Source organism: Variovorax ginsengisoli, assembly GCF_030811835.1.
In the GTDB taxonomy this organism is placed as follows: Bacteria; Pseudomonadota; Gammaproteobacteria; order Burkholderiales; family Burkholderiaceae_C; genus Variovorax; species Variovorax ginsengisoli_C.
In genome coordinates this window covers 41803-59046 of sequence record NZ_JAUSRO010000019.1, presented here as the reverse complement: position 1 = coordinate 59046, position 17244 = coordinate 41803, and the positions used below count along the sequence as shown (strand labels likewise).

Annotated in this window: 15 protein-coding genes and 1 riboswitch; of the genes, 11 read left to right on the top strand and 4 right to left on the bottom strand. The window is 67.7% G+C overall.

The features are described 5' to 3' along the window. Nucleotides 1-22: 22 nt before the first annotated feature. The 7 genes from J2W36_RS23915 (at nucleotide 23) to J2W36_RS23885 (ending at nucleotide 8989) form a co-directional block, all read left to right on the top strand. Nucleotides 23-1009 (top strand): Bug family tripartite tricarboxylate transporter substrate binding protein, encoded by a 987-nt coding sequence (locus tag J2W36_RS23915; RefSeq protein WP_307692280.1) that lies wholly within the window; start codon nucleotides 23-25, stop codon nucleotides 1007-1009. A 10-nt stretch (nucleotides 1010-1019) separates the two neighbouring features. Beyond that, nucleotides 1020-1796: an enoyl-CoA hydratase/isomerase family protein gene (locus J2W36_RS23910; RefSeq protein ID WP_307692279.1), complete on the top strand. Its 777-nt coding sequence runs from the start codon at nucleotides 1020-1022 to the stop codon at nucleotides 1794-1796. 18 nt (nucleotides 1797-1814) lie between these two features. Beyond that, nucleotides 1815-3368 carry a malonate--CoA ligase gene (locus tag J2W36_RS23905; protein WP_307692278.1) on the top strand — a complete coding sequence of 518 codons (1554 nt, stop codon included), beginning with the start codon at nucleotides 1815-1817 and terminating at the stop codon, nucleotides 3366-3368. Nucleotides 3369-3621: 253 nt separating this feature from the next. After that, nucleotides 3622-5955: an alkaline phosphatase family protein gene (locus J2W36_RS23900; protein ID WP_307692277.1), complete on the top strand. Its 2334-nt coding sequence runs from the start codon at nucleotides 3622-3624 to the stop codon at nucleotides 5953-5955. 66 nt (nucleotides 5956-6021) lie between these two features. Then, entirely contained in the window at nucleotides 6022-7407 is a 1386-nt protein-coding gene (locus tag J2W36_RS23895) for a cytochrome-c peroxidase (RefSeq protein WP_307692276.1), read from the top strand. 41 nt (nucleotides 7408-7448) lie between these two features. Then, on the top strand, nucleotides 7449-8081 hold the full coding sequence (locus J2W36_RS23890; protein ID WP_307692275.1) for an SEN1982 family lipoprotein: 633 nt from the start codon (nucleotides 7449-7451) through the stop codon (nucleotides 8079-8081). Continuing rightward, entirely contained in the window at nucleotides 8078-8989 is a 912-nt protein-coding gene (locus J2W36_RS23885; RefSeq protein ID WP_307692274.1) for a 2OG-Fe(II) oxygenase, read from the top strand. Before J2W36_RS23890 ends, J2W36_RS23885 begins: the two co-directional genes overlap by 4 nt. 2 nt (nucleotides 8990-8991) lie before the next feature. Here the strand turns inward: J2W36_RS23885 and fnr are convergent, their stop codons facing one another. Continuing rightward, a complete protein-coding gene (fnr, locus tag J2W36_RS23880) occupies nucleotides 8992-9708 on the bottom strand; it encodes a fumarate/nitrate reduction transcriptional regulator Fnr (protein WP_307692273.1) in 717 nt (238 codons plus the stop codon). A gap of 279 nt (nucleotides 9709-9987) precedes the next feature. Between fnr and hemN the strand changes: the two genes are divergently transcribed. Beyond that, nucleotides 9988-11367, top strand: coding sequence for an oxygen-independent coproporphyrinogen III oxidase (gene hemN, locus J2W36_RS23875; protein WP_307692272.1), 1380 nt, complete (start codon nucleotides 9988-9990; stop codon nucleotides 11365-11367). Nucleotides 11368-11374: 7 nt separating this feature from the next. On the opposite strand, the gene J2W36_RS23870 is transcribed toward hemN, so the two are convergent. The 3 genes from J2W36_RS23870 to J2W36_RS23860 form a co-directional block, all read right to left on the bottom strand. Continuing rightward, entirely contained in the window at nucleotides 11375-12190 is an 816-nt protein-coding gene (locus tag J2W36_RS23870) for a sulfite exporter TauE/SafE family protein (protein WP_307692271.1), read from the bottom strand. A 287-nt stretch (nucleotides 12191-12477) separates the two neighbouring features. Next, nucleotides 12478-12822, bottom strand: coding sequence for a cell division protein ZapA (locus J2W36_RS23865; RefSeq protein WP_307692270.1), 345 nt, complete (start codon nucleotides 12820-12822; stop codon nucleotides 12478-12480). Beyond that, nucleotides 12819-13049, bottom strand: coding sequence for a DUF904 domain-containing protein (locus tag J2W36_RS23860; protein ID WP_307692269.1), 231 nt, complete (start codon nucleotides 13047-13049; stop codon nucleotides 12819-12821). The genes J2W36_RS23865 and J2W36_RS23860 overlap by 4 nt, the downstream gene beginning before the upstream one ends. 47 nt (nucleotides 13050-13096) lie before the next feature. Continuing rightward, nucleotides 13097-13336, top strand: a riboswitch (cobalamin riboswitch). A 77-nt stretch (nucleotides 13337-13413) separates the two neighbouring features. Between J2W36_RS23860 and J2W36_RS23855 the strand changes: the two genes are divergently transcribed. The 3 genes from J2W36_RS23855 to cobU are packed head-to-tail and all read left to right on the top strand — an operon-like array spanning nucleotide 13414 to nucleotide 17226. After that, nucleotides 13414-15321, top strand: a complete 1908-nt coding sequence (locus J2W36_RS23855; protein ID WP_307692268.1) for a TonB-dependent receptor domain-containing protein — start codon at nucleotides 13414-13416, stop codon at nucleotides 15319-15321. Beyond that, nucleotides 15318-16670: a cobyrinic acid a,c-diamide synthase CobB gene (locus tag J2W36_RS23850; protein WP_307692267.1), complete on the top strand. Its 1353-nt coding sequence runs from the start codon at nucleotides 15318-15320 to the stop codon at nucleotides 16668-16670. The genes J2W36_RS23855 and J2W36_RS23850 overlap by 4 nt, the downstream gene beginning before the upstream one ends. After that, nucleotides 16663-17226 (top strand): bifunctional adenosylcobinamide kinase/adenosylcobinamide-phosphate guanylyltransferase, encoded by a 564-nt coding sequence (gene cobU / locus J2W36_RS23845; RefSeq protein WP_307692266.1) that lies wholly within the window; start codon nucleotides 16663-16665, stop codon nucleotides 17224-17226. The genes J2W36_RS23850 and cobU overlap by 8 nt, the downstream gene beginning before the upstream one ends. Nucleotides 17227-17244 lie beyond the last annotated feature (18 nt).

Below are 17244 nucleotides of genomic sequence, written 5' to 3'. Positions count from 1 at the left end.
AGACCACAACCGGAGACAAACCATGAACCCGAGCTTCCCACGGCGCGACATGCTGCGCCTTGCCGCAGCGGCCACCGCCGTCCTTGGTGGCGTCGTGCGCGCCCAGTCGGCCTGGCCGACCAAGCCCGTCACGATGATCGTGCCCTTTCCCGCGGGCGGCGGCACCGACGCGTTCGCGCGTCCGCTGTCGGCCCAGTTCACCCGCGTGGCGGGGCAGACGCTGGTGATCGACAACCGCGGCGGTGCTGGCGGCACGCTGGGCGCGAGCATTGCAGCCAAGGCGCCCAGCGACGGCTACACGCTCTTCATGGGCGGCGTGCACCATGCGATCGCGCCTTCGGTCTATCCGCGGCTCGACTACGACCTGGAGCGCGACTTCGTGCCGCTCATGCTGCTGGCCAACGTGCCGCAGGTGGTGGTGGTGAACCCCAAACGCATCACGGCGCCGACGCTACAGGCCTTCGTCGCGCAGCTCAAGCAGAACCCGGGCAAGCTCAACTATGCTTCGGCCGGTGCAGGCAGCTCGCATCACCTCGCCGGTGAACTCTTCAAGATGCAGACCGGCACCTTCATCACCCATATTCCCTATCGCGGTGCCGGGCCGGCGCTGCAGGATCTGATCGCGGGCAATGTCGACGTGTTGTTCGATGGCCTGGGCTCGTCGGCGCAGCACATCAAGGCCGGCCGCATCAAGGCGTTGATGGTCGCCGGCAAGCAGCGCAACCCGGCCTTCCCGGACGTGCCCTGTGCGGCCGAAGTCGGCCTGCCCGACTTCACCCTCACCACCTGGTATGGGCTGTGGGCGCCCAAGGGTGCGCCTGCCGAGGCACAGGCGAGAATCGTCGACGACATGAAGAAAGCGCTGGCCACCGACGAACTCAAGACCATCTGGGCTGCCAATGGTTCCGAGATTCCGAACCTTGCCATGGCGCCCTACGGCAGCTTCGTGAACTCGGAGATCAAGCGCTGGGCCGCCGTCGTCAAGGCCTCGGGCGCCAAACTGGAGTGACAGGATTCTTATGACGGGACAGGTTTCGATGCGCCGCGATGGCGCGATCGCCTTCGTGACGCTCTCGCACCCGGGCCGGCTCAACGCGATGAGCCGTGCCATGTGGCTGCAGCTGCGTACCCTCTTCGAGGCGATCGCCGGCGATACCGCGCTGCGCTGCGTGGTGGTGCAGGGCGAGGGGGCGGCCTTCTGCGCAGGCGGCGACATTTCGGAATACCCGTCCTTTCGTTTCGACGAAGCGCAGTTGCGCGAATTCCATGAGCACGAGGTCTGGGCCGGGCTGGCGGCGATGCTGGGCTGCGAAGTGCCCCTCGTGGCGAGGATCGAAGGCCCCTGCATGGGTGCGGGCGTGGAGATCGCGAGTTGCTGCGACATCCGCCTGGCCGGCGCATCGGCGAAGTTTGGTGCACCGATTGCGAAGCTGGGCTTCCCGATGGCGCCGCGCGAAGCTGCGCTGGTGCGCAGCGCCGTGGGCGATGCGCTCGCGCGCGACATGCTGCTGGCCGCCGGTGTGCACGGCGCGCAGCGCCTGTACGACGCTGGCTTTCTGTTGCAGGTGCTGCCTGACGACGCGGTGGCCGATGCCGCCGTGGCCCACGCGCAGCGCATCGCGGCGCTGGCGCCGCAGGCCGCGCGGCTCAACAAGCGCGCCCTCGGCATGCTGGCCACAGCCGCCACTGCATCGGCCGTCGCGCAGCTGCTGCCCGACGCCTATCGCTACGCCGGCACCGGCGAGCACCGCGAAGGCGTCGATGCCTTCCTTGCGAAGCGAGCGCCGGCCTTTTGAAGTTTCCCGAGGCATGACATGAACCCCAAGACCAACGCCAATCTCTTTGCCGCCCTGCGCGCGGCCTTTCCCGAAGATCTCGACGCCATCGCGGTGGAAACCGACGATGGCCTGCACTACAGCTGGCGCGACCTGGAACGCGGCAGCGCCATGATCGCCAACCTTCTTGATGCGCTGGACATGGAGCCCGGTGCCCGGGTGGCGGTGCAGGTGGAGAAGTCGGTCGAGGCGATGCTGCTGTACCTCGCGACCCTGCGGGCGGGCTATGTGTTCCTGCCGCTGAACACCGCCTATCGCAGCCTCGAGGTCGAGTACTTCATCGGCAATGCCGAGCCTGCGGTGGTCGTGTGCAGCAGCGCCAACGCGGCCTGGGTGGCCCCCATCGCCGTGGCGGCGGGCACGCAACACGTCTTCACGCTGGACGACGATCGCACCGGCACGCTGCTCGACGTGGCAGCGCAGTGCAGTGACCAGCATGCCGTCGCGGCCATGGGCGACGACGATCTGGCTGCCATCCTCTACACCAGCGGCACCACCGGTCGCAGCAAGGGCGCCATGCTCACGCACCGCAACCTGCGCTCCAACGCCGAGGTGCTCAAGGACTATTGGGGCTGGGAGGAAGGCGACGTGCTGATCCATGCGCTGCCCATCTTCCACGTGCACGGACTGTTCGTCGCCATCCATGGTGCGTTGATCAACGGCAGCAAGATGATCTGGCTCAACCGGTTCGATCCCAAGCGCGTGGTCGCGCGCCTGCCCGACGCCACCGTCTTCATGGGCGTGCCCACGCTGTACGTGCGCATGCTCGCAGAGCCTGGCCTCACGCGGCAGGCCTGCGCCCGCATGCGCCTGTTCATCGCAGGCTCGGCCCCGCTGCTGATCGAGACCTTCAACGAATGGCGCGAGCGCACCGGCCACACCATTCTCGAGCGCTACGGCATGAGCGAGACGGCGATGCTCACGTCCAATCCCTACAACCCGGTGCAGGGCGAGCGCCGTGGCGGCACGGTCGGGTTCGCGTTGCCGGGCGTCAACCTGCGCGTGGTCTCGTCGGCCGAGGCGGATGCCGGCCGCATCTGCGGCACCGACGAGATCGGCGACATCCAGGTCGACGGCCCCAACGTGTTCGTTGGCTACTGGCGCATGCCCGAGAAGACGCGCGAGGAATTCACCGCAGACGGTTTCTTCAAGACCGGCGATGTCGGCCGCATCGACGGACTGGGCTACATCACCATCGTCGGGCGCAGCAAGGACCTGATCATCAGCGGCGGCTACAACGTCTATCCCGCCGAGATCGAAGGCTTCATCAACGAGCTGCCGGGCGTTGCCGAGAGTGCGGTGGTGGGGGTGCCGCACGCCGACTTCGGCGAGGTCGGCGTGGCGATCGTGATTGCCAAGGCGGGTGCTGCGGTGGATGCCGACGCCGTGCTGGCCAGCCTCAAGTCGAGCCTGGCCAACTTCAAGGTTCCCAAGCAGTGTTTCGTTGTGCCCGAACTCCCGCGCAATGCGATGGGCAAGGTGCAGAAGGCGTTGTTGCGCCAACAGCACCAGACCCTGTTCGCGCGCGGCTGAGGGGTATTGCGCGAAGTCAGTGGCGGGTCAGGCGCGGCCTTGCCGGGTGATCGCAATTTCTTCGATTTCGGGGCCCTTTGGGGCCCTTTTTCATGGGGTCTCGTCCGTTTGCGACGACCGGGCCGCTGTGTGCCAGAACCGCATTTGCGCCTGCGCCACAACGCTCGGGCTGACACGGATGAGTCATGTGCGCTTTCTAGTCTTGTGCACGCCACTGCATTTCTGCAGGCGCATAACCACACAGAGAAACCCCATGAAGAGCTCATCCCGGCAGGTGTTGAATGCCACACTCACGGTGCTTGCCGCATCGATCCTTGCCGCCTGCGGTGGCGGCGACAGCAGCCCTGCACCGAGTGCATCGTCCGGCACCGGCAGCACCCCCACTACCACCAGCAGTGTCACGCTCAGCGGCGTGGTGACCGGCACCAGCCTGGTGGCCGGCAGCGCCACCGACCCGAACGTGAAGGCCGCCTACTACAGCGGCGCCAAGGTCTGCGCCGACACCAACGGCAACGGCGTGTGCGATGCCAGCGAGCGCCCGGTGGTCACAGACGCGTCGGGCCGGTTCACGCTCACGTTGCCCGCTGGTGCTGCGTTGATCGCCGACATCGGCACCGACGCGGTCAATACCGCCACCGGTGCCAAGCTTGCAAAGCGCGACGTCCTGCGCGCCTCGCTGGAGCAGGTGATGGCGCAGTCCGGTGGCATCGTCATCAGCCCGATGTCGTCCGAAGTGCTGCGCATGCGCGAGGCCGACGGCAGCAACCAGGCCACGGCCGCTCAGAATCTGGCCGCGCGCATCGGCGTGTCGGCATCGAACGTGCTGGCCGATGCGAGCAAGCTCGGCGGCAGCGACCAGGCTGCGGTGCTGGCCGAGTCGCATGTGCTCGAAGGGCGCTTCACCTATGCCGTGACCAAGCTCGACCGCGGCGACCTGTACCCGGACGCATTGGCCTTGCCGGGCGGAGATCCACGCCTCAAGGGCCTGACGACCGTCACGCAGGCCACGGTGCCGGCGGCCAAGGATACGCGCACGAAGATCACCTTCGCGCAAGCGCAGCAGGCCGCGTTCGCAATCGAAGGTGTACCGCGCTACGACAACATCTTCGTCGTGATGCTGGAAAACAAGGCCACCTCCTCGATCCTGAATTCGCCTTTCGCGCCCCGGATCAACGCGTTGCTCAAGGCCGGCAACCAGCTCACCAGCTACTACGCGACCGGCAACCCGAGCGAGCCCAACTACACGGCTCTCGGCGGCGCAGACGACTTCGGCATCACCGATGACAGCCAGTGGAACTGTGACGCGACCGGTGCCAACGCCGTGCAGGACCTGCCCATCCCCGACGCCACGCAGCCCGGCCTGGCGAGTTCGCCGTTCAAGGCCAGCTGCACGCAGACGGCCGCTGTCAATCACAACATCGTGGGACGCCCCAACCTGTTCAACGCGTTGGCCGCTGCCGGCATGGGCTGGCGTACCTACAACGAGTCGACCAACCCGGGTCAGGACCTGCGCACCGACAGCGTGGCCGATGCCGCCGTCACCGCGCAGGACAACGTGTACGCGCCCGGCACGCTCGGCGGCAATGCGGCTGCGGTCGGCACGGCAGGGCTCACCCTGCCAATGCCCGCCGGCCTCTACAAGACCAAGCACCATCCTGGCATGGCCTACCAGAACGTGCGCAGCGCGCCAGAGTGGAAGTACAGCAACCGCACCATGGGCGGCGGCCAGTGGGATGCCAGCCTCATGAAGAGCACGGCCTACGCCGTACCCGCGAACTACGACATCGACCAACTGGGCACCGACCTGGCCAGCGGCAACATCGGCGCACTCAACTTCGTGGTGCCCGACCAGTGCGACGACATGCACGGCATCAAGGTCACTGGCACGGTCGCCGGCAGCGCCACGGCGGTGACGGCCAGCGACTGCTCCAGCGTGGCGAACAACGTGGCCAACGCCACCGGCGGCGCCATCATCACGCGGGGTGACAACTACGTCGACGCGCTGGTCAAGAAGATCGAGTCCTCGCCGATCTGGAAGAATCCGCAAAAGCGCGTCGCCATCGTGCTGATGTTCGACGAAGGCAATGCCACCAGCGGCTTCAACTCCTGCTGCGGCTGGAACGTGTCCAACAGCACGGTGGCCAACCCGCTCAAGGACAACGGCGACGGCAGCTTCACGCCGGACGCATCGGTCGTCAACTACACCAAGGGCAACCGCGGACACGGCCAGAGCATCTTCGGCATCCTGACGAACCAGGCGCAGGCGCCCAAGGGTCTGGTCGACAGCGACGCCTACAGCCACTTCTCGCTGGTGCGCACCTTCCAGGACATGTTCGGCCTGGCCGACCCGGCTGTGGACGGTTCGTACATGAACCGCTCCAAGTACACCGAGTACTTCGTGGCGCTCAACATCCTGAAGCTGCCTGAGTACGCCGGCAGCGCCGACACGCACTTCGATTCTGTCCGCCCGATCAACCATGCCTGGGTTGCGCCGTCGGGCTACACCCAAAAGCAGTCGGGTGACGTGACGACGCCTGCGCAGGTGGGCGCCGATGCGAGCCAGGTCAGCGTCTGGGCACTGAAGTAAAAAAGGAAGTGTCCCGTCCCCGGCAGTGGCGCCATGCCGCTGCCGGGGATTGGCTTTTGCTGAACCATGAACAAGATCATTCACGCGCTGGCGTTGCTCCTCACGCTTGCACTCGTGGCGTGCGGTGGCAGCAGCGGATCGAGCGCGTCGAGTACATCGTCGAATACCGTCCCTGCCACCGGCACCGCACCGGTGTCGGGGCCGGTGCCTGCAACCACAGTGTCCACGGCCAGTCTGAGTGCCGCGGCGCAGGTCGGCCAGAAGATGTTCTTCGATGCCAGCCTGTCGGGCTCTGGACGCATGTCGTGCGCAAGCTGCCATGACCCGAACAACGGCTACGGCCCACCCAACGACCTGTCGGTGCAGCTCGGCGGCCCCGACCTGAACCGGGCGGGCACGCGCGCCGTGCCCTCGCTGCGCTACAAGGATGCGACGCCACCCTATGCCGATCTGTTGGACAACCCCGACGGCATCAGCGTGCCCGGTCCCGGTGGGGGCCTGACCTGGGACGGCCGTGCGGCCACGCTGGCCGACCAGGCACAGATTCCGCTGCTCGCTGCCAACGAGATGGCCAACCCCGATGCCGCCAGTGTCGTGGCCAAGCTCAAGGCCGGCCCCTACGCCGCGCTGTTTCGCAAGGCGTTCGGCGACGACGTCTTCGACCATACCGACGCGGCCTTCGCCAGTGGGCTGAAGGCGCTGCAGGCCTACCAGCTCGAAGAAAGCGACTTTCACCCCTACAGCAGCAAGTTCGATCTGTACGCGGGCAACAAGATCGGCGGTGACCTCACGCCGAGCGAGGCGCGCGGACTCAAGGTGTTTTCGAACCCGCAAACGGGCAACTGCGCCTCCTGCCACTACCAGGGTGCAGGGCTCAACGGCACCTCGGCACTCTTCACCGATTTTTCCTACGAGGCGATCGGCGTCCCGCGCAACGCCGCAATCCCTGCGAACAGCGACCCGGCCTATTACGACATGGGTCTGTGCGGACCGGCGCGCACCGATCATCCGCCGGTGGCCGGCAACACCTTCTGCGGGATGTTCAAGGCGCCGACGCTGCGCAACGTCGCCACGCGTCACACCTTCTTCCACAACGGTGTGATGCACTCGCTCGAGCAGGTGCTTCGCTTCTACAACACGCGTGACACGCAGCCCGAGCTCTGGTACCCGACCATCGGTGGCCAGGCGCGAGCCACGCCCGACGCCGACTTCCCCCGCTATGGGCTGGTGACCACGCAATACGACGGGGGCAAGGTCGCCAAGTACGACGATCTGCCTCCTCAATTCGTTGCCAACATCGACACCCAACTGCCGATGGACGGCCGCGCCGCGCACCAGTCGCCACCCATGTCCGAACAGGAAGTGGTGGACCTGCTTTGCTTTCTCAATACGCTGACCGACGGCTACAAGCCACCAGCCCATGCGCCTGCTTCAGGTGCCTGCACGAAATGAACCCTGTCCGCTCTTCTTCTACGCCCATGCGCCTGCATACCATGTCATGGCGTCCACGCTTTCTGTTGTGGGGCGCCTGTTTGCTCGCCGCGGCCGGCCTGAGCGCCTGCCACCGTGCATCGGACGCGCCTCCCGAGGATTTCACCGCCACCCTGCAGAGCTACCTGGCCGAGCACGGTGACCTGTGCCTGGGCAAGACGCAATGGCCCATCGATGTGACGCAGCACGAGATCGACATCGGCGAGCGCAATGCGCGCCAGATGCCCGTGTTCGAACGCCTCGGGCTGGTCCATTCCACGGTGGCCGACGTTGAAGTCGACGATGAAGGCACGTTGCACCGCATGCAGGTGCGGCGTTTCGACCTCACGGCCGAGGGCCGCAAGCACTACATCGCTCATGCGGCCGGCGCCGCGTCGCATGACTTCTGCGTGGCGCACCTGAGCCTCGACCACGTGGTCGACGCGCAGCCGGGCACTGACGCGAAGGGCCATCGGACCGCGGTCGTGAACTACACCTACCAGGTGACGCCTGCACCCTGGCTCCAGGATGCCGAGGTGCAGCGCGTGCTGCCGATGGTGGCGGGCGTGCTGCGGGGCGCCGGCAGTGCGCGGCTGCAGGAAACCTTCGTCCAGACGGGCAGCGGCTGGCAACCGGTCGGGCTGCAGGGGTCGTGAGCCAGGTGCTGCGCTTTGCCCCGGCCCTGGGCGACTGGGTGCGCCTGCACCTCGTGCAGGGCGAGGCACCGTCGGCACTGGTGGACGCCATGCAGTCGCAGGGCATGGCGTTGGCAGCAGCCAAGGCCATCGTGGATGCCTTCTGCCATGCGCTGCGGGAAGGCAAGGCGCTGCCCGTGGACCACGTGGTCTGGCAGGAGGCGTCAGAAGCTTTGCAGGTGCAACGCGCCTTTCCGATGCTCGCGCGCGGCCCGATGCTGCGCGTGCCAGGGCGCGACGTGCGCGTGCTCGCACGGGTGGCGCCCATCGACCTGGCGGTGCTGGCCGATGTGATGGACGCCGATGAATGCGCCGCACTCATCGACATGGCCCGCCCTCGGCTGCGGCCTTCGACACTGGTCGACCCGCTGACCGGGCGCGATGTTGTGAGCGCGCAGCGCGTGAGTCTGGGCATGTTCTTCCGGTTGGAGGAAAACGCACTGGTCGCGCGCCTCGACCAGCGCTTTGCCGCGCTCATGGGGCTGCCGGTGGCGCACGGTGAAGGCCTGCAGGTGCTGCATTACCCGACCGGCGCTGGCAGCAGTCCCCATTTCGATTTCCTGGTGCCGTCCAACGAGGCCAACCGCGCATCGATCGCGCGCAGCGGCCAGCGGGTGCGCACGATGGTGACCTACCTCAACGACGTGCCCGCGGGCGGCGAGACCGTGTTTCCTGCGCTGGGCTGCGCCGTCACGCCGCGGCGCGGCCACGCGGTCTGCTTTGCCGACTGCGACGCGGCGGGCGAACCCGATCCGGCATCGCTGCACGCCAGCCAGGCGGTCGAATCCTCCCACGGTGCGGACCGCAGCGAGAAATGGGTCGTGACGAAATGGATGCGCGCACGCCCGTTCCAGAGCGCGCCGGCCTGAACTCAGCAGGCGGGTGAATCGACGATGCGCCGCAGCGCCGCCGCGTCGACGATGCGCACGTGGCGCTGCTGCACTTCGGCGATACCGTCCTCGACGAACTTCGAAAGCGTGCGGCTCACCGTCTCCAGCTTGAGCCCCAGGTAGCTGCCGATTTCTTCGCGCGTCATGCGCAGCATCAACTCCGACTCCGAAAATCCGCGCGCATGCAGGCGCTGCACCATGTTCAGCAGGAACGCCGCCAGGCGCTCTTCCGCGCGCATGCTGCCCAGCAGCAACATCACCCCGTGTTCGCGCACGATCTCGCGGCTCATGATCTTGTGCACGTGGCGCTGCAGGCCGTTGACTTCGCGCGACAGCGCCTCGATGCGCTCGAACGGCATCACGCACACCTCCGCGTCTTCCAGCGCCACGGCGTCACAGGCGTGGCGATCGTTGACGATGCCGTCCAGTCCGATGATCTCGCCGGCCATCTGGAAGCCGGTGACCTGGTCCCGGCCGTCGGCCGTGGTCACGCGCGTCTTGAAGACGCCGGTGCGAATGGCATAGAGCGAGGTGAAGCGCTCGCCATGGCGAAAGAGGGTGTCGCGCCGCTTGACCTTGCGCCGCGTGGCCACGATCTGGTCGAGACGCTCGAGTTCGGCCGTGTCGAGGCCGATCGGCATGCACAGCTCGCGCAGGTTGCAGTTGGAGCAGGCGATCTTGATGGTTTCGGGTGTCATAAGCGCAAACAGCGGCAGCGGCGCGCGGCGAATGCAGCGAGCCGGTCAGTGTCCATTCAGGGAGATTGTCTGCCGTCCCAGGCGAGCAAGGATTGATTCAGGTCAAGGAAGCCGGCCCCGCTTGGCGGCACAGTGGGGCATTGGTTGCTTGAGAGCGCGGATTGCGCTGATGCACCGCACCTCCTGATCCAGTTTGCCGCCATGCCCTTGTCTGTCCATGCCGCTGCCCCACGGGCACCTCGCGCATTTCATGCGCCTCATGCGCCTTCCGAAGCACCCATGGCCGTGTCGCCGGCCATGTTGCGCCGTTTCGACGTCGCGGGGCCGCGTTACACCTCCTACCCGACGGCCGACCGGTTCGTCGAGGCCTTCGCCAGCGAGGACTACGCCCAGGTGCTGCGGCAGCGCGACGCAGGCGCACGCGGCCACGCGCTGCCACTGTCGCTGTACGTGCACGTGCCGTTCTGTGCGTCGCTGTGCTACTTCTGCGCCTGCAACAAGATCGTCACGCGCCACCATGACCGTGCCGGCGACTACCTGCACTACCTCGCGCGCGAGATCGAGCTCCAGGTCGCGCAGCTCGGCCATGGTGCGGCCGTGAGCCAGCTGCACCTGGGTGGGGGCACGCCGACCTTCCTGGACGACGATGGCCTTCGCCAGCTGATGGGCCTGCTGCACAGCGCGTTCACGCTGATGCCGGGCGGCGAATACGCGATCGAGGTCGACCCGCGCACCATCGACGAAAGTCGCCTGAAGCACCTGGCCGGACTGGGCTTCAACCGCCTGAGCTTCGGCGTGCAGGACTTCGACCCGCAGGTGCAAAAGGCAGTGCACCGCATCCAGCCGGCCGCGCAGGTGTTCGACCTGGTGACGGCGGCGCGGCGGCTGGGTTTTGCGTCGGTCAACGTCGACCTGATCTACGGCCTGCCACGCCAGACGCCGACGTCCTTCGATCGCACGCTCGCGCAGATCTGCCAGCTGCGCCCCGACCGTATCGCGCTGTACGCCTATGCGCACCTGCCCGAGCGCTTCAAGCCCCAACGCCGCATCCATGCCGACGAGCTGCCCGACGCGGCCAGCAAGATCGAAATGCTGTCGCGCTCCATCGCGGCGCTGACCGCCGCAGGCTACGTGTACATCGGCATGGACCACTTCGCCCTGCCGGGCGATCCGCTGGCCGTCGCCAAGCGCCAGGGCCGGCTGCATCGCAACTTCCAGGGCTACAGCACGCAGCCCGACGGCGACCTGGTGGCCCTGGGCGTGTCCGCCATCGGCCGGGTGGGGGCCACCTACAGCCAGAACGCGAAGACGCTCGAAGAGTATTGCGACCTCATCGACCAGGGACGCCTGCCCGTGGTGCGGGGGATGGCGCTGTCGCGCGACGACGTGCTGCGCCGCACGGTGATCATGGCGCTCATGTGCCAGGGGCACGTCGATTTCGAGTCGGTCGAGCTCGCGCACCTTGTCAATTTTGCGCAGTACTTCGAGAACGAACTCGCGGTGCTCGCACCATTGGCAGCGCAGGGGCTGGTGACGCTGGACGGGCGGTCGATCACCGTGACGCCGACCGGATGGTTCTTCGTGCGCGGCGTGGCGATGGTCTTCGACCGCTACCTGCAGGTCGATCGCAACCGCACACGCTTCTCGCGCATCCTGTGAGTGGCGTTCAGCCCCGCAGCCCCTTCCAGAGCATGTAGACCGCCAGCAGGTACAGGATGCTGGCGAACACGCGTTTGAGCTTCTTGACCGGCAGACTGTGCGCCGCTCGCGCGCCCCACGGCGCGGTGAACACGCTGCACAGCGCAATCACGCCCAGTGCCGGCAGCCAGATGTAGCCGAAGGAGCCCGCCGGAAGATCGGCAACGGACTGGCCGCTGACGACGTAGCCTGCCACGTTCGCTACCGCGATCGGAAAACCCAGCGCCGCGCTGGTCGCCACCGCGTTGTGGATGGCCACGTTGCACCATGTCATGAAGGGCACGCTGATGAAGCCGCCGCCCGCACCCACCAGGCCGGAGACGAACCCGATCAGGCCGCCCACGCCCAGTTGGCCCGCGGTGCCGGGCATCTGGCGCGTCGGTTTGGGCTTTCGGTCGAGGAACATCTGCGTGGCGGAGAAACTCACGAACAGCGCAAACAGGATGGCCAGCGCCGTGCCCTTGAGCAGTGCGAACACGCCCAGGCTACCGACCAGGCTGCCCAGGACAATGCCTGGCGACAGGCGCCGGACGATGTCCCAGCGCACCGCACCGCGTCGGTGGTGCGCACGCACGCTGGAGATCGAAGTGAAGATGATGGTCGCCATCGACGTGGCGATGGCGATCTTCACCGCCAGGTCCGCCGGCACGCCCCTATGGCCCATGATGATCGTGATGAACGGCACCATCAGCATGCCGCCGCCGATGCCCAGCAGGCCAGCAAGGAAACCGGTGCACAGGCCCAGGACGGCGAGTTCGGCGATGAGCGCAGGTTCGAGCAGCATGGGTGAGGCGGGACCGTTCAAGAAAAACGGCCCGGCGCGCCAGGTGCGCGGGGCCGTCGATCGGAATAAGGTGTCTGCAGTGGGGTGCGCCGGACCCGCATCCTGAACCAGGGTTCAGGTGGGCGAGGGCAGCAAGACTTCGGGTTCATCTGACGCGAGATGATCACGCCCGTCAAGCGATGTACCAAGCCCGGCTCCGGAGAGCATTGGAACAAGGAAATATTAAGCCCGACGCGCACTGCAGACGAGGACGATTCTAAGCCCCGCCGCTGCCGCCGTGCAGGTGTTCAGAGCAAATGATCGTCGCCCGCAAGGGCTTGGTCCAGGCGCTGGATGAGCTGGGCAGCGCGCAGCGCATCGGCCGATGTGTCCACCGGCCCCGGCGATGCCGTCGGCGTGTCGTGGGCCCGCGTCGCATCGGGCGCGGCCTGCGCCTGCTGACCCAGGTCGAACGCCAGGTTCAGCGACGCCAGCACGGCGATGCGGTCACGTGCCCGCACCTTGCCGGCGTCGCGGATCTTGCACATGGCGGAGTCGACACGTTCCACGGCTTCGCGCAACTGCGCTTCGCCGCCTTCAGGACAACCGAGCAGGTAGCTCTGGTCCATGATCTGGACTTCGATCTGTTTCATGGGGTGGCCGGGTCGCGGGAAGATTCGGCAGGCAGGCGCTCGAGCAGTGCGTCCAGGCGCGCGCGCGCGGTGCCCAGCCGCGTGCGCAACGCGTCGCGTTCGCGCGTGAGCGCGTCCACCTCCTGCTGCAGCAGCGAGTTGGTGCGCTGGACTTCCTCGTGTCGCAAGAGCAGACGTTCAACGCGCTCGGCGATCTGGTCGATGGGACTCGGTGCGGTGGCGGACATGGATCGGCATTGTAGATTCCCCGGCGCGGCATGGTGCCGCTTTCCAAATTAGAATCGCCCGCGTTGGTGCTCGCAGTGTCGTTCAGGCGCTGCAGTTCAACGGGAAGCAGGAGCCGACGCCCCCCGGGCCGAAGCCAGCCTGCGCTGCCCCCGCAACGGTCAAGCAGACGGCGCCCTTCGAGGGTGCCGCTTTCATCAACAGCCACTGGGTGCCCTGAAACAGGTGCCTGGGAAGGCGATGAGGGTGGTTCTGCCAGCCCGGATACCGGCCAACGAGGTGAACGCGCACGCCTGTCGTGCGCGCTCTTGACGCCCACACGTCCGGCGGGGAAGCCGGGCAGGGTCCCGTACGCGAGTTTTTCCCATGAACGATCTTTCAGTCTCCGCAGGCGCCGACCTGCCCGCAGGCGTGCGCCTGGCCGCACGTCCCTTCGCATTCCCCTGGGCCCTGGCCGCGGCCTTGGCGGCCACCCAGGCGGTGGCGCAACCTGCCACCGTCGCCTCGCTCGGCGAGACGGTGGTGACCGCCACGCGCGTGGCGCAACCGGTGTCCGAGGTGCTCAGCGATGTCTCCATCGTCGACCGCGAGACCATCGAGCGCAGCGGTGCGACCGGCGTGGCCGACGTGCTGGCGCGGCTGCCCGGCGTGGAGATCGCGCGCAACGGCGGCGTGGGCAACACCAGCAGCGTGTTCATCCGCGGGGCCGAATCGCGCTTCACAGCCGTCTACATCGACGGCGTGCGCGTCGATTCGCAATCCACCGGCGGCGCCTCGTGGGAGACCATCCCGCTGTCGCAGATCGACCGCATCGAGGTGCTGCGTGGCCCGGCCGCCGCGGTGTACGGATCGGACGCGATCGGCGGCGTGATCCAGTTCTTCACCAAGCGCGGCGAAGGCCCGGCCCGCCCTTCCGTGGGCCTGGGCATCGGCAGCAACGGGCTGCGCCATGCCGAGGCCGGCGTGAGCGGCGCTGCGGGCGTCGACGGTGCCTTCGACTATTCGCTGGCCGTGGCGCACACCGAGAGCAAGGGCTTCAACGTGCGCCCCGACAGCAGCTACAACCCTGACCGCGACGGCTACCGAAGCACCTCGGCCCATGTGCGCCTGGGTCTGCAGATCAACCCGCGCCAGCGCATTGAGGCCACCGTCCTGGCCAACGACCTGAATTCGGGTTACGACGACTTCGGCTACAGCGCGGCGGCGCCGGTGGACGACCGAAACAAGTACAGCCTGCGCACCGCCGGCCTGACCTGGAGCTCGCAGTGGACGGACGTGTGGCGCACCCGCGTGTCGGTGACCGAATCGCGCAGCAACTACGAGACCGAGCCCGACTTCTACCGCACCGAAACCACGCTGCGCGGCTATCTGCTGCAGAACGAGTTCCGCTTTGGCGCCCATCTGGTGACCGCCTCGCTGGAACGCCGCGAAGACGCGCTGAACAACCCCGGGACCGACTTCACGCCGACGCTGGCGCGTGATCGCTCCCAGGACGGCGTGGCGCTGGGTTACAGCTTCGTCAAGGGTCCGCATTCGGTGCAGCTGCATGCACGCCATGACGACGACAGCGAGTTCGGCGGCAAGAACACCGGCAGCGCGGGCTATGGCTTTGCCTTCACGCCGCAGTGGCGCGCCACCGTGTCGGCCGGCACGGCCTTTCGTGCGCCCACGCTCTACCAGCGCTTCAGCGAATACGGCGTGGCCAGCCTGCAGCCCGAACAGAGCCGCAACGTGGAACTGGGTCTCAAGTACAGCGAAGGCGCGACCTCGGCCGGCGTCACTGTCTACCGCAACCGCCTGAGCAATCTCATCGATTTCGATGGTGGCTCGACCGCATGCGGTTCGGGCTTTGGCTGCTATGCCAACACGGCGCGCGCCCAGTACGAAGGCCTGACCTTCACCGCGGCGCACCGCATCGGCGCCGTCTCGTTGCGCGCTTCGGCCGACTTCCAGGACCCGCGCGACCTCGACACCGACAAGCAGCTCGCACGCCGCGCGCGCCGCCACGGGGTGCTGGGTGCCGACTGGCGCGTCGCCGGCTGGACCCTGGGCGCCGAGTTGCAGGCGTCGAGCCGGCGCTATGACGATGCCGCCAACACCCGCGTGCTCGGCGGCTACACATTGCTGAACCTGGTCGCGAGCACGCCGCTCACGCGTGACCTGAGCCTGATCGCGCGCCTGGACAACGCGGGCGACAAGAACTACATGCTGGCGCGCGGCTACGCCACGGCCGGTCGCAGCGCCTACCTGGGTCTGAAGTGGATGCCCCAGTGACCTCACAGGGTGCACGTGCCTGCGCCGCCGTGCTCGTGGCCGCGCCCGCCTCCGGGCAGGGCAAGACCACGGTCGCGGCCGCGCTGGCGCGGTTGCACGCGCGCCAGGGCCGCACCGTGCGCGCCTTCAAATGCGGCCCCGACTTTCTCGACCCGCACTGGCTCGCGCTTGCGACCGGCGCGCCCGTGCATTCGCTCGACCTCTGGATGACGGGCGAGGCCGATTGCCGCGCGCGCCTGGGTGCGGCCGCGGAGGTCGCCGACCTGGTGATCGTCGAAGGCGTGATGGGCCTGTTCGACGGCGCGCCCAGTGCGGCCGACCTGGCCGAGCGCTTCGGCTTGCCCGTGCTCGCGGTGATCGATGCGCGCGCCATGGCCGGCACCTTCGGTGCACTGGCCTTCGGCCTGCAGCATTTCCGCCCTGGCCTGCCCTGGCTGGGCGTGCTGGCCAACCGCGTGGCCAGCGAGCGCCACGGCGGCATGCTTCAGGAGGCGCTGCGCGAGCCCGCGCAATGGCTGGGCGGTTTGCCCAAAGCGGGCGAGTTCGCCTTGCCCGAACGGCACCTCGGCCTGGTCGGTGCGGCCGAACTCGACCACCCGATAGCGCGGCTCGATGCGGCCGCCGATGCGCTGGCCGCCACCCCGTTGGGGCGCCGCTCGCTCGACAGCCTGCCGCCGTTTCGGGTCGACCTGCCGACCGTGTCGATGACCCCTGTGCAGCCGCTGCTCGCTGGTCGCACGATCGCCATCGCACGCGATGCTGCGTTCGCCTTCATCTATCCAGCCAACCTCGACCTGCTGCAAGCGCTCGGCGCGCGGCTGGTCTTTTTCTCGCCACTGGCGGGCGACACCTTGCCCGCCTGCGACGCCGTATGGCTGCCCGGTGGCTATCCGGAATTGCATGCGGGCGTGCTGTCGGCCTGCCATGCGCTGCGCGATGCGCTGGCCGCCCATGCGGCGGCAGGCCGGCCGATCTGGGCAGAATGCGGCGGCATGATGGCGCTCTTCGAAACCTTGGTTGCAGCCGATGGCGTCGCGCACGCCATGTGGGGTCTGCTGCCCGGCCGCGTCGCCATGCAAAAGCGCTTGGCGGCGCTCGGGCCCCAGCAACTGGCGTTGCAAGGCACGCCGTTGCGCGGGCACACCTTCCACTATTCGTTATCGGAGACAACGCTGGTGCCAGCGGCCCGCACCACGCGCCCGGGCGCCGCGCAGGCCGCAGGCACGGGCGAGGCGGTGTACGTGCGTGGCAGCGTCCGCGGCAGCTACTTCCACGCCTGGTTTCCCTCCAGCCCCGACGCTGCGGCGCGGCTGTTCCTGCCCGCGCCGATCGCGTTCGCCGATGCCTGAGCGTCTGTTGATCCTGGGTGGCCAGAAGAGCGGCAAGTCGCGCCACGCCGAACTGCTGGCGCGCGACTGGCTGGCCGGGCCCGCCGGCCGGCGGGCCGTGCTGATCGCCACGGCGCAGCCTTGGGACGAGGAAATGCGCGAGCGCATCGCCCGCCATCAGCGCGACCGGGCCGAGCGCGTGCCGGGCCTGGCGACGCTCGAGGCGCCGATCGCGTTGGCAGCGGCCGTGGCATCGCACAGCGCGCCCGACACACTGGTGGTGGTCGACTGCCTCACGCTCTGGCTCACGAACCTGCTGATGCCGGCGCAGGGCGCACCTGCCGAGGCTGCCGTGGCAACCGATGCGGCGATGCGACTGCGCAGTGCCCTGCAGGACGCACGCGGCCCGGTGGTGCTCGTCGGCAATGAGATTGGCCTGGGCGTGATACCGATGGGGCGCGAGGTGCGCGCCTTCGTCGATGCGCTGGGGCAATTGAATCAGCAGGTGGCCGCGGCCTGCGACCGCGTCGTGCTGATGGCTGCCGGCTTGCCGTTGACGCTGAAGGCACCGCCATGAACGGCCGCGCTCCAAACA